The sequence below is a fragment of the Candidatus Cloacimonadota bacterium genome (assembly GCA_028706475.1).
In the GTDB taxonomy this organism is placed as follows: domain Bacteria; phylum Cloacimonadota; class Cloacimonadia; order Cloacimonadales; family Cloacimonadaceae; genus UBA5456.
On record JAQWBI010000014.1, the window covers coordinates 18,061 to 31,682 of the forward strand.

General features: G+C 46.6%; 9 protein-coding genes. 2 read left to right on the forward strand and 7 right to left on the reverse strand.

From position 1 onward, the window contains the following. Positions 1-1,215, forward strand: a complete 1,215-nt coding sequence (locus tag PHF32_04170; GenBank protein MDD4559923.1) for an amidohydrolase family protein — start codon at positions 1-3, stop codon at positions 1,213-1,215. A 233-nt stretch (positions 1,216-1,448) separates the two neighbouring features. Further along, the gene (locus tag PHF32_04175) at positions 1,449-4,472 is read left to right on the forward strand and encodes a FlgD immunoglobulin-like domain containing protein (GenBank protein ID MDD4559924.1); all 3,024 of its coding nucleotides are present in this window, start codon (positions 1,449-1,451) and stop codon (positions 4,470-4,472) included. 357 nt (positions 4,473-4,829) lie between these two features. Here PHF32_04175 and PHF32_04180 read toward each other — a convergent pair whose 3' ends face one another. The 7 genes from PHF32_04180 to secD form a co-directional block, all read right to left on the reverse strand. Further along, positions 4,830-5,612, reverse strand: a complete 783-nt coding sequence (locus PHF32_04180) for an XdhC/CoxI family protein (GenBank protein ID MDD4559925.1) — start codon at positions 5,610-5,612, stop codon at positions 4,830-4,832. Beyond that, positions 5,602-6,408, reverse strand: a complete 807-nt coding sequence (locus tag PHF32_04185; protein ID MDD4559926.1) for an RNA methyltransferase — start codon at positions 6,406-6,408, stop codon at positions 5,602-5,604. The genes PHF32_04180 and PHF32_04185 overlap by 11 nt, the downstream gene beginning before the upstream one ends. After that, a complete protein-coding gene (locus tag PHF32_04190; GenBank protein MDD4559927.1) occupies positions 6,405-6,998 on the reverse strand; it encodes an HAD family hydrolase in 594 nt (197 codons plus the stop codon). The genes PHF32_04185 and PHF32_04190 overlap by 4 nt, the downstream gene beginning before the upstream one ends. Beyond that, positions 6,979-9,390, reverse strand: coding sequence for a putative LPS assembly protein LptD (locus PHF32_04195; GenBank protein MDD4559928.1), 2,412 nt, complete (start codon positions 9,388-9,390; stop codon positions 6,979-6,981). Before PHF32_04195 ends, PHF32_04190 begins: the two co-directional genes overlap by 20 nt. An 83-nt stretch (positions 9,391-9,473) precedes the next feature. Further along, positions 9,474-10,721, reverse strand: a complete 1,248-nt coding sequence (locus PHF32_04200; protein ID MDD4559929.1) for a M28 family metallopeptidase — start codon at positions 10,719-10,721, stop codon at positions 9,474-9,476. A 113-nt stretch (positions 10,722-10,834) separates the two neighbouring features. Continuing rightward, positions 10,835-11,815: a protein translocase subunit SecF gene (gene secF / locus PHF32_04205; GenBank protein ID MDD4559930.1), complete on the reverse strand. Its 981-nt coding sequence runs from the start codon at positions 11,813-11,815 to the stop codon at positions 10,835-10,837. 10 nt (positions 11,816-11,825) lie between these two features. Further along, positions 11,826-13,412 (reverse strand): protein translocase subunit SecD, encoded by a 1,587-nt coding sequence (secD, locus tag PHF32_04210; GenBank protein ID MDD4559931.1) that lies wholly within the window; start codon positions 13,410-13,412, stop codon positions 11,826-11,828. Positions 13,413-13,622: the final 210 nt, after the last annotated feature.

The window sequence follows — 13,622 nt, forward strand, 5'->3', positions numbered from 1 at the left end:
ATGAGAAACATCCGCACAAACATCTTCAACCCTGTGTCGGCAGATATTGCCGACTTTCTACCGGATCATGTGATCAGTTTTGAAGATAGCATTATCTCGGCTGTAGTTCCATTCAATAAATTCAGTGGTTCCTGGGAAGACAAGAGAGACCGCATCTGTCTGCCGGGATTGATTGATCTACATGTACATCTTTCACAGTATCGCATCAGGGGGCTCTACCACCCAGCTCTGCTGCCCTGGCTGGAGCAAAGCGTGTTTCCCGAAGAAGAGAGAAGCCGCAATCCGTTTTATGCGGAAACCTTGAGCAGGGATTTTTTTCATGCACTAATCAATGCTGGCACCACTTACTCTATCATCTACACTGCCCCTTACCGTGAAAGCGCACAAATCGCTTTTGAGGTTGCGCAACAAATGGGTATCCGGGCAAAGATAGGTATGACTATGATGAATATAAATGCCCCGGAAGCTCTGCTGCAAAGTACGGATTACGCTATCAAACACAGTATCGAACTCTTCGAGAAGTGGCATGACCAGAGCTTGCAATATATCTTCACTCCCAGATTTGCCCCCACCTGTAGCGCAACGCTGATGCATGAAATAGGAAAGTTTGCCCATGATAACGATGCATTCATCCAAACCCATTTGTCCGAAAATCCGGAAGAGATTGCTTGGGTAAAGAAGATATTCGGCAGAAATTCCTACACTGAAATATATGCCAAACATGGCATTCTGGGCAAGAAGACCATATTGGGGCATGCAATTCATCTGGCAGATGCAGAACTGGATATACTAAAAGAAAGCGGTTCATCCATAGCCCACTGTCCGGATTCCAATTTTTACCTGAAGAGTGGCGAGTATCCCTTACGACGCATCGACAATCATCATATACCCTTTGGTTTGGGCAGTGATGTAGGCGCAGGGACATCACTGAATATGCTCTATCATGCCAAAATGATGAATTACCGCCAAACATCTGATCCCATTATCCCGGAGGAAATGCTCTACCGCATCACCCTGGGAAGTGCAAAAATAGCGGGAATGGACAATGCAATCGGCTCTCTGGAGCAGGGTAAGGACGCTGACATGGTGTTTTATAGAGTACCTTCCGGTTTCGATATCTCAGAGCAAAGCTTGGGTCAATTGTGCTTTTCTCCTGATTCCTTTGCGATCTCCGAAGTGCTGGTCTTGGGTAAAGATATGCTGAGTAGTTCATAGCCTGTTTGGTTCTGTAACTCTCACCAGTTTGAGAATCTAGCTTCCTCTGGTCTACTCAATGAAGGATCGTTCAATGCTACATCCTGACTGTTTTGCCAAGATGTTGATGTCAATCAATATAACAATGCAATTGGAATCCTTCTTGCATTAGTGTTGTTTACAGCGTTTTGCTTTAGTGATAGGGCAAAACAGAATTGTTATATAATAAGTGATATATGAGATAAGGAGATGTTGTGAAACAGATAACACTGATAACGCTACTAATGTGTTCATTTGCCATTCTTTCAGCAGCTTTACTGTGGGAAGATGCGGTAGCCATCCGCCAGGGTGTGAACATCGAGTGGTTCCGCACAGGTACCGCCACCAATGACGGTGGCGCCATATATGTGTGGAGCGACACCAAGAATGGAGAGCGCGATCTATGGGCTCAGAAAGTGGATGCCAATGGAAATATGACCTGGAATGAGCCGATATTGATAGACGGTAAACCGGATCGTCAGGAAGACCCTGTAATTACTGCCACAAGTGACGGGAACTACATAATCGCCTGGATCGATTTTTCTGACGATTTAGACGGCAATGTGTATGCTCAGAAGATCAACAATCAAGGGCAATTGTTGTGGGCAGCCGGCGGTAAACCTGTTTGCGTAACTCCCAATGAACAATTGGGTTTGAATATGGAAGCAGACAATAATGGTGGAGCATTCATTGTGTGGGGAGACAGCCGAAATACCAGTAAAGACCTTTATGCTCAAAGACTGTCTTCCAGTGGCGATCCCCTTTGGACATTAAATGGAATCTCTGTGGCAAACGGAATGGGTGATGAAATCCAAAACACGATGCTCCCTGACGGACAGGGCGGCATGATGTTGGGCTATACTCACACTTACGCCAGCGATTCCGATATCTATGCCAAACGTTTCGATGCCAATGGCACTATGACTTGGTCACAGGAACTTGCCCTGGCGGTGGTTCCTGGCAATCAAACCGGTGTGCGTATGGCGGGAATTGGGAATGGGGAATTTGTCTTCACATGGTCTGATCAACGCAATGCGGATACAGACATCTACGGACAAAAAGTGAACATCTCGGGACAGAAATTGTGGTCTGAACCCTTCATCGTGTTTTCCGATCAAACTTCATCGTCTCCTGCTGCTCAAACCAATCCCCGTATCCAAAGCACTTCAGACGGCGGAGCAGTGATAGTATGGGAAGATTATCGACTGGATTCGCAGAACTGCGAACTGTTTGCTCAGAAACTTAACGCTGCCGGAACCAAATTGTGGGGAGAAGCGGCTATAGCTATTACTAATGCCGATTTTGCTCAGACAGGTCAACGTATGGCCGCAGACAACAGTGGCGGAGTGTACATTGTATGGGATGATCTTCGCAACGGAAACACCCCTAATGATGACATTTATGCCCAGCATCTTTCAGCTTCTGGAGAAGCTCTCTGGACTGCTGGAGGAAAAGTAATCTGCAACGCTGCTTACATGCAAAACGGGAGCTTGGTGAAGGTCTCCGGTGACAACATATTCATCAATTGGATGGACGCCAGAAACGGCAGCATCGGCATCTATTATCAAGTATTGAACGCCTCCGGAGTGTCACAACTCGCAGAAAACGGAGTGGAAGTGTTTTGGGGCCTCAGTGGCGATACTCCCATCAATCAGTATCAGATCTTGCCTCGCAGTAACGACACTGTGATAATATGGCAAGACACTCGTTATGCTTCCGAAGGTTACCGCTTGTTCTACCAAATCCTGAATGAAGATGGTCAGACTCTGTTGGAAACCAATGGCAGACCCATTACTCTGCAAGGTTTAGGACACCAAAAAGACGCTCATTCCACAGTTACCGAAGATGGTCACATCGCGATAGTGTGGAGAGATGAACGCTCCGGAACCTCTACTATATACGCTCAACTGATCTCACCTACCGGAGAGAGACTCTGGGGAGACAACGGCATGAAGATGACTGAGGCTGACCCCTTGAGCCATAAAGACCCCAGAATCAGTTATTTCAACAACTCCTTCTACATCGGATGGTCTGAGATGGAAGCCATCGGTATGAGCTTCAGCTACCATGTCTATGGACAACGAATCGTTGATGGCAACAAGATGTGGGGACCAAATGGAAAGCTGGTATCTGTACTTACAGGAAGCTCCAGGGTTCACGAGACCACGATCACAGACATCATAGAAGACATGTATGTGTGGCATAAAATCATTACTGCCACAGACACTCAGACCATTTGGGCAAAGCGTTTGGGGGATGATGGCAATGCTTATCCGGGTTGGCCAGAAGCAGGTGTGCAAACTACCACTCTGGGTGATGGCATAGTACAGTTGACCCCCATGGCTGCTCGCACAAATCAAGGCACTTATATCACTTGGCGAGACAATCGAAATGGCCCCATGAAGTATTTCGCTCAAATGATCTCTCCCAATGGGGAACGGCTTTGGGGAGAGGATGGAATCGTTCTTTCAGATAGTGGCAACGAACAGGAATTTGCCGAAATCGCTGTTGTACACAATGGCATTGTAACTACTTGGTGCGAAAACATCAATGGGATGCATGACATCAAAGCAAAGAAACTCTTCTTCGACGGAAGCGATCTCTGGAACGAAATGGGCTACTTCGTGGTTCAAAAAGACTCCTCTCAAACCAAACCTACCATTGTAGGCTTTGATGGCGCCGGCATGATGGTGGCTTGGGTGGAGTATTTCACCGAAGATAGCGACATCTATTACAACTATATGAATGCCAATGGTGATTTGGTGCCAAACAGCAATGGTGTAACTCTCTCCGGAGCGGCAAAATCCCAATATGGCCCGAGGGGAGTAGAGCTGAATGATACCGCAGTAGTGGTCTGGGCAGATGGACGCAGCAGCGGTAAAACGGAGATTCTTGGCTTGTATGCCATGAGGGTAAGCAACGAAACTGTATCCTTAAATGACCCAGTTGCTCCTTCAGTGACGAGACCCACTTTGAGGCAAAACTATCCCAATCCATTTAATCCTCATACTTCAATTGCTCTTACTATGCCTACAAGCGGTAAGATACAACTGAAGATATACAATGCCAAAGGACAGATGGTGAAGACCCTGTTTGACGGAGCCCTGGAGAAAGGCGAGCACAGTTTCACTTGGGACGGCAAGGATAGCAATGGCAATTCCGTATCCAGCGGTGTTTATTTCTACTCCGCTCAAAACGCCAGCGGGACTCAGAGCCGCAAGATGTTGTTAATGAAATAAACTGTAATTCAGCATACAATATACCCCGGATCAAGTGGTCTGGGGTTTTTCTTTTCCCTAGTATTGCTTTCAATGATATTGATTTATGGATGGGTAAAAGCGTCAAGACGGAACGACAAGATGCTTCCCCTGTACTCCATCACGTGCCGAAGCAGATTAATCATCGAATGAGCACAAACAATCCCAGGGGTCCTGCGAACGGATCGATTCGTGAGAATCGGGGCGGTAGCAGGTTTTATTATAACGGCCTCTGCCAGATTACTTCCCGAGACGGTTACCATCCTTACGACATCAGCAATCCGAATGCTCCTTGCAACAGCATTGGCTTTCAGCTCTGCAGGACAGCTCCATAAGGTATTAGGTTCCTAAGCGCAATTCCCTGATGAGCTCCGCTGTGATGCTAACAGCAATCTCGTAAGGGTTTTGACTGCCGATACTCAAGCCGATGGGAGCATGGATATGTGTCAAATCTTCCTGAGTGTATCCCTGCTTCAAAAGTGAATCGAAGCATTGCATAACCTTGCTTTTACTACCGATCATCCCCAGATAACGATACTCATGCCCCAAGCATTGCCGTAAGACATCTGTGTCGTGGCTGTGGCCATGTGTCATGATCACTATCAGGGCGTTTGGGCCAAACTCCACCGCTTCAGCGATGCTTACATAATCGTTAAGCTGCGAAACATGTCTGCATTCTTTTGGGCAGGCTTGAAGAACATCTTCGCGATCGTCGATCAGTTTCACCCAAAATCCGGCAAGCTTGGCCAGATGCCCCAAAGCTTTGCCGCAATGTCCTGCACCAATTATGAACAAGCGATAAGGGATAAAAAGGGATTCAATGAACACTGTGGCACTACCTCTGCAGATCATGTCTGTAGGGACAGATTCGTTCGCTTCGCCACTACCCAGATCAAAATTGATTTGCAAAGCTTTGGCGGGTTGAGCACTGCGAATGTAAGCTATTATGGAGCGTTCCATCTCTCCCCCGCCCAGATTGCCATGAATGCTATCGGGAGTAACAAGCATCTTCATCCCGGGTTTGGCAGGACTGGAACCAGTGGTGTGGATTATCGTTGCCTGCCACAAGGGGTCATTGGTTTCTCTAAGTTCCAGCAATCTTTGGTAATAATTAATCTCCACTCTTGCCTCCAAAGATGATTTGATACAGGGTTATTGATGTAGCTACACCAACATTGAGGGAGTTTTTCCATCCTAACACTGGTAGATATACAATCCTGTCACAGATGCGTAATACTGCAGGATCTATGCCCAAAGCTTCATTGCCCACCACCAAGGCCAGAGGAATACAGAAATCTGCTTCAAATACAGAGTCCGATGGTTCAGCCGTTTCCAGCCCATAAATGCTATATCCTTTTGACTTTAGCTCCCTAATAGCTTCAGCAGTATTATCCCGCTTTGACCATTTTACCTTGGAAGTTGTCCCCAATGCCGTCTTTGCCATGTTGGGATGCCCCGGATCGGGACTGATGCCGCATAGAATCAATTCTCCCACACCCAAACAGTCACATACACGGAACAGGGATCCCACATTGTAGACACTGCGAAGATTATCTGCTACTACCTTTACCTGTGCCGCAAAAGCTGCTTTACCAGGATCTACCCAAGTGGAGCCGTCAGATGTGCGGATGATGATCTGATCATCCTTCACCAAGGCATCGTCATGATATAGAGCAAGTACTCTTAACAGGCGATGTGGATCCTCGGGAAGGTGTGCGATAAGCTCTTGCATCCTTGAGGGCAGTTCCTCACGCACTAATGGAGCCAGATACCTTATCTGAGCAAGCAGATGATTGCGGCTTTCAGCATCTGGTAGATGTATCTCTAATTCTTTCAGTAGCTTTGTCAGAGTCTTTATCTGAGCGTCGAAGCTGAAATTTTGGAACTTCTCTTTGCTAAAACTGGCGATGTACTTCACGAGTAGAAACGCTGGATCATCTCTGAGGCACAGAGTATGTTTTCACAGATGAAATCTGGACAAAGCTTGCTACAGCTATCCAACATACTTTCAAACTCATCCTGCCCATTCCCGGTAAGCAGGAGGATGCTTTTCATAACTGCGTTTTTGGCGAAACCGATGTCTGAGGAGCGGTCGCCGATCATGAATGACTGGGAAGGATCAAATGGATGTTCACTTCGTGCCTGGCGAAACATCCCGATTCCCGGTTTGCGGTCTTCATGATGAACGTTATAGGGTTCTACAATACCTTCTTTGTAGTAGGGAGAAAAGTATATCCCATCGGGCTTCACTCCGCCTTCTGCCAGAAGATCCAGCATCTTCTGATGCACAGCCGCCAGTTGGTTCAGATTCAGGTATCCCCGGGCAATCCCACTTTGATTTGTTACTATAAAGATGAGAAAACCCATATCTTGCAGTATCTTCAACGCCTTTGTAGTATCAGGGTAAAGGTGATAAGCCGCGGGGTCTTTGATGTAACCGAACTTATCTGGGCTGATGGTGCCATCTCTATCCAAGAAAACGGCGCGTTTAATATCTCTTGCTATCACGGGTTTGAAACTTCAAGGCATCCGGGAATTGCGTGTTGAAGAACACGATCCGGTAATCCCAATATTCGTTGCGTTTTGTAAAGGACAAATCCAGCTTCCAGCAGTGTAAATCCCTGGTAAGACGGATGCTTTGCGAGATAAGCTTGTTCTCTTTAACATTAAAGTAGTTCGAGTAATTCAGATTGTAGTTTTTGGTAAGATAAAGGCCGGCATTCATCCGCAGATTCTGGTTTCTGCTGTCAAACAAGCTCTTGTCCGCACTAAGGTCGTGGCTAATGTCCAGACTCCAGCTTTCAGACTTCACTGTGGCAGTGGGGTCTTCCTGTGTTTCACCGAAAGATTCGAAGCTGCGGTTTTTGAGCGCAGGAAAGTAGTCTGCATACATTGCAGTTCCGCTCAATGAGATGCCTTGGGAAAAGTACTGATTTCGTAGAGCAAGCCCGCTTTTACCGATCTCATAAGTTTTCTGCGTCATACTCAAGCGACTGTTGTAACCTATCCGAATATCGCCCAGACTAAAGCGGTCACTGGTGATGGATCCCAGATTGAAGGAACCGGGTTTGAACGCAAAGCTATGGCTGATGTCACCAAACTTATTGTCGTCTTTATATAGATTGGCAGCAATTCTGGAATCCCATGTAAACAGGTCATTTACCTTTTTCTCCAGTTTTCCGCTGCCAAATTTGAACTGCCATTTTTGCCCCAGCGAGAAGCTAAGACTTGCTTGTTTCTTGCTCCGTCTTAGCGAAATACCGCCAAAGCCATAATAGATGTCGTTTCTGGAGTGATCCGGGATGAAGCTGAGTCCGACCGATGGAGTCATCACGTGCCTGATGGCAGACACGGGCAGATTCTGAAAGGTGCGCAGGCCGTAGATATTGAAATTGCCATTCAAAGAGGCTGAGTAGTCATTTCCGCGCGCTGGTTTCTTGTCGTTTTTATCCCTGTCAAACCAGGCTTCGGCATAATCCACACTCTGCCGTAGATTTAGCCAACCCCGGTAATTGTAGCTGTTGGAAAGCCCCAGAGCGTGTTTCATGCCCATGTGATGCTCCACCAAATACCTGTCCGCATTCTCCGGATCGATAGTGTTTGCCCAGATGTAATCCTGCAGATCGGGATCGGGATCCAAAATCTGTCCGGTGTGATCCATCCGGAAATTGTAGTAGTATGAAAGATTGGAGTACCATGCATTGCTGTCCAAATGCAACAATTCATACAGAGGACGGCTGGATACGCTCCAGGTAACCGAAGGCAGGCTAAGGCTGGCGGTGTCGTTTATGAGGTCTTGACTGTAGAGGGCACCGGCATTGAAATAAGTGGATCCAATCGGCTTACGATAAGCAATGCTGGAAGAAAGCCTTTGCGCAAGGGATTCATCCACGGAGTTGCTGCTCTCCCATATCCTTTTGTTGCTTATAAAGTCCAAGGATACATCCAGAGAGGATTTTTCAGGAAGATCGTGATGATGTCCGGCTCGTACCGCCCAATCGTTTTGGATCACAGTTCCGTATGTGTTTCTCTGAAAGTCCGCGCGCAGGGATCCGTTGTACTCGTATCGTTTCTGGTAAATAGTGGAAAAATAGCTTTTCCAGCCGGTCTTCTCCATCAAGTCCAAGCCCACAATGAAATCCGCATAATCTTTGTAAGGGTAGTAGTAAGCAAGATCGCGAATGTATTTTCCATCCACGTTATTGTAGCCAGGTTCGGGAATCAGGAAGCCCGGATGACGGCCCCGACGGATACTCATTGTTACAAAAGGGAAGTAGAAGATAGGAAGATGGTTTACATAAGCCAGTACATGCTTCCCTACTACTTTATCCTTTTGATAGATCCGCATTTTATGGGCCCAGAACCAATAGCTGGGCTCTTCCAGATCACAGGTGGTGAAACTGCCTCCGTCGATGTCGTATATATTTGAACCGATCTTACGAATCTCATCCCCCCAGTAATAGCCATTTTCAATGTAGCTGCGACCGTAGCTTAGCATACCGGTCTGACCTCCAACATCATAGTGCACATTCTCTCCGATCAGAAGCTGGTCGCCATCCTGCATCCGGGTTCTGCCCAGAGATATTGCCCTTTCCTTCTTCAGGTCCAGGAAAAGGGAATCAGCCATGATGTGGGAAGTTCCATAATCTATGGATGTATTGCCATACAACCAAATCTGTTCTTGCTCATAATAAGCCCGAATGCTGTCTGCAGCATAAAACAGAGAATCGATCTCGCTTGCGGGTTCCAGAGATACATCCAGACTATCTGGAGAAAAGAGTGTTCCCCGGATGTCTGAAGCAGCAGTAGCTTCGGACACGACCTCCTCTCTGCCGTTTTGAGCGGCAAGCGGGACAAATCCCAGTAACAGGCACAGTGTAAGGACTTTTGATAATATCATCTATCGTAACTTAAGAAATTACTCCACCATTCATGTCAAGAAATTCCAAGTATTTGTGCATGGTCTCCACTCAACTCACGGGTTTATTTCCGGTACGACTCTCGCCAATGCAATTCCGGTTTTTGCAATCTGCTGTTGTACATATACTTTTCAATCTTATCCCGCAAGCTATCGTCAATCTCCTTGTTCACAGGATAGATCTTTGCGTTCAATATGCGGGAGAGCAGAGTAATCCCCGCATTCGCCACCACATCTATACCTTCCTGAGTGCAGTGTTTTGCCTGGTCGTCTTCGCTATGGATGTAGAATAGTGCCTTCCCGCCCAATCTGGCAATGTTGATCGAGGGTATCTCATACACGGCAAAGGGCATGCAATCGCTACTGTAAATATTCAGTATTTCCTGAAAATAGATGCCCTCTTCCCTGAGAGTACCACTCGCATAACCCATTATCTCTTTTGTGCCCAATACCATCAGCACATTTCTACCGATAGGATCTCCAGCCAGATCGATATTGATAACCAACCGCAAGCGCTTCTGCAGTTCATCCTTATGCGCTTCCATATATGCTGTGCTGCCCAAGAGCCCCATCTCCTCTCCGGAGAACCAAATGATGCGTAGATCGCGTTTCGGTTTATGTACGGAAAAGTACTCCGCAGCCTGCAGCAGACAGACAGAACCCGCTGCGTTATCACACGATCCATGACTTCTGGCTACGCTGTCGTAGTGCCCCACCAAAAGCGTAAGATTCTGATCTTGTCCGCTTCCCGGAATATCCAGCACAATATTGTGGGCACTGCGTTCTTCTTGATTCTGGTTGATACGAAACTCAATTTCCTGGCCATCATAAGCCTTCAGTTCTTCAGCTTGAGAATAGCTTATCATAACATGCGGCACATTATCCGTGGCATTTTGCCGATGAGCACGCACGGAAGCACTCTTGTGAGGAGCAGATATGCCGATAAGTGCCTTCACTCCGGAGCCTTCCAATAGTTCAGAGATCAATTTGCTATTGTGATAGTACATTACAATCTTGCCCTCATAAGCCCCAAGACTGTGTGGCAGGATATCCAAGTTCTCCAAGTATACCAATGCACTCTTGAGCACTACATCACTACATAGCCCAAAGGGGATAGCATCCCATCGCTTGTTTCCGGTTACGATCTCAGCCCTGCCTGCATCAAAGCTCTTTAAAGCAAATTCTTCTACGTTCGGGTGAAGATTCAGGGCTGCCAAGTAACCAGATATTACTTCAATAGCCCTCATTTCTCCTGCACTGCCTGCTAGTCGCTCAAAATCCAACTCTTTGAGTGTGTTGTAAGATTGCATCATCTTGTTCCTCCCTGATCCTGAATAACATATCACAAAGCCTGGCATGCATATTCTGTCAATCAAAAAACCCGGGACATGCCCGGGTTCTTACGTATATCTCGCGTATATTATTGTTATTTTCTTTTGCTTAGCTTCTGAGCAGCTTTCTTTTCTTTGTGAGCTAGTTTTGTGAAATCCACGATCAAACTGCTTGCAACAAAGATTGTGGAATAAGTACCGACTACCACGCCAATGCACATCGCAAGAGCGAAATCATGCAAGACCTGTCCACCAAAGAGGTACAGCGACAAGGTAGCAATGAAGGTCGTTAATGCGGTGATGATGGTACGGGATAAAGTCTCATTAATAGCATCGTTGATAATGACTTCCAAGGGATCTTTGCGACGTATCTTGAGATCCTCCCGGACTCGGTCAAAGATCACGATTGTATCGTTGATGCTATAACCCACGATAGTAAGCAGTGCGGCTATGATCTGGACAGATATCTCTTTGCCAGTGAGGGCAAACACACCGATTACGATCAACACATCATGCGCCAAGGCAACGATCGCCATTATTCCAAAGATCAGTTCAAAACGGAACCAAATGAAGATGATCATAAAAATCAATGATATTCCGATCGCCATCAAAGCATTGGTACGTAATTCACCGCCAACCTTGGGGCCCACTTCGTAGATCTCAGCGATAACGTCACGATTGAGATCTCTGCCTACCACATGTTCAGGGAAATTTTCGTTGATCAGATCGATAATCTCGGTCTTGGTATCTGTAGCTGCACCATCCTCGCTTTGGCGACTCTTGATCTTGATCATGAATGTGGCATCTTCCACTGAGCCAACATGCTGAATCTCAGCTTCGGGATATCCATTGATTTTCAAAACATTACGTAAATCGTCGATTTGTACGGGTTCCACAGAAGCGCTGGCAGCCTTCAGATTTACTTTTGCTGCCACACCGCTGGAAAATTCGATGCTCCAATTCAAGCCACGCACAAATAAACCAATGAGCGAAGCAAGGATGACAATGATGGAAATCGTATAAGCGATCTTCCTCATTCTGATGAAGGGGATGTTGGTTTTTGTAAGAAATCTCATCGTTCTCTCCTTAGATGCTCAGTTTCTTTGTGGAACCGGTCAACACGAAGGTATCAAACAATGACCGTAAAAAGACCAACGCACAGAACATGGAACCGACGATACCTATGGCAAGGGTTACCGCAAAGCCGCGAACAGGACCTGTACCAAATTGGAAAAGCACCGCAGCTGCAATCAATGTGGTGAGATTCGAATCCCACACAGTAATGGCTGCCCGGTTGTAGCCAGCGTCAACCGCAGAACGAGGGGTTTTACCTGTATCTAATTCTTCACGAACACGTTCAAATATAAGTACGTTTGCGTCCACTGCCATACCGATGGTGAGGATCATTCCGGCAATTCCGGGAAGAGTAAGGGTGCCACCAAATGCGATTAGCATAGCCAAGATGAAGCCCATGTTGAACACAAGGGTAAAGTCTGTCATTAGACCGCCAACCTTGTAATATACCAGCATAAACAGCATAACTATGCCTAAACCAATGAGGCCTGCCATGGATCCGCTTTTTATGCTGTCTGAACCCAATGTTGCACCAATAATAGAGGTGGATACGGGAGAAATGGGAGCTATCAGGTTTCCGGTATTGAGCACAATAGCCAGTTCGGTTGCTTCAGCAGAAGAGAATCTTCCTGTGATCTGAGCTCTGCCGCCGGCAATTCGTTCCTGGATGTTGGGAGCAGAATAAACTACGTTGTCCAAAACGATAGCAAGGCGTTTCCCGATGTTGTCCGCTGTTACGCGTTCAAACTTTCTGGCACCTTCACGCTTCAACTCAATGGAGACATAGGGCTTGTTCGCAACCCGCGGATCTGTGGATGTGGAAGAGCCATATTCAACCTTCGCTCTGGACAGATCATTTCCAGAAAGCTCTACCGCACTGGAAAGCACATGCAGTACTCTATCCGCTCTGGGATTCGCTGAATCAGCGCGTTCAAGAGATATCTGCCAGCCGGCGGGAACCATTTGTTGAAAGAGTGAATCCGCCACTAGATCTTGCATCAGGCGAATACTGTCGTACTGCACTTCGTAATCCATCTCACCTAGGCGTATCAGGCTGCTGAAAACACCGCTTGAAGGTGATGAAATACCTAAAGTATCGCTGTCTGCCATTATATCTTTATCAAGCTTATCAAGTTCTGCCAGAGCAGGGAATTTATCCAAGTTTGCGCTGATGTTGCTGTCTATAATATCCAAAACGCGTTTGGCTTCATCCGATTGAGCTACAACTTTGAATTCCAACATTGCAGTTTGTTGAATTAGGTTCTCTGCTGCTTCAAAGTCGCTTACTCCGGGAAGTTGGACCATAATCCGGTTATCACCAAGCTTTTGAATAGACGGCTCAGCAACTCCAAATTGATCAATACGTTCACGGATGATCTTGATGTTTTGATCTACCGCACCACGTGCATCAGCAGCGGAAAGAGCGGAAGTATCCACTTCCAGCAGGATCTGCATGCCACCTCTGAGATCCAGCCCGAGTTTCAGCTTGTGCTTTGCCCACCACTCCGGCAGATTCGGAATCGCCATAGGAGCCAGATAAAATGCTGTTATGCATATGAATATGATTATTGAAAGACCGCGCCAGGAAAACTTCTTCATTGGCTTTTGCTCCCTTATTTAGTTATTTTCTATCTTTAAAAACGTTATTTGATCCAAAAGTCTGATTGGTCTCTATCCGTCAAGTGCTTTTTTCTCGGCAACTCTATGAAATCGTCATAGCTTGACGATTTACAGGATATGCTAAACTCATAACATAAATCTAATAACTCGTCAAGGTACGATTATCGTTTTGCTGCTGGGCTGCCAAAC

Bases quoted from the DNA above. Each gene is read 5' to 3' on its own strand.
- secD (MDD4559931.1), bottom strand. From the start codon at position 13,412: ATGAAGAAGTTTTCCTGGCGCGGTCTTTCAATAATCATATTCATATGC.
- PHF32_04195 (MDD4559928.1), bottom strand. From the start codon at position 9,390: ATGATATTATCAAAAGTCCTTACACTGTGCCTGTTACTGGGATTTGTC.
- PHF32_04170 (MDD4559923.1), top strand. From the start codon at position 1: ATGAGAAACATCCGCACAAACATCTTCAACCCTGTGTCGGCAGATATT.
- PHF32_04200 (MDD4559929.1), bottom strand. From the start codon at position 10,721: ATGATGCAATCTTACAACACACTCAAAGAGTTGGATTTTGAGCGACTA.
- secF (MDD4559930.1), bottom strand. From the start codon at position 11,815: ATGAGATTTCTTACAAAAACCAACATCCCCTTCATCAGAATGAGGAAG.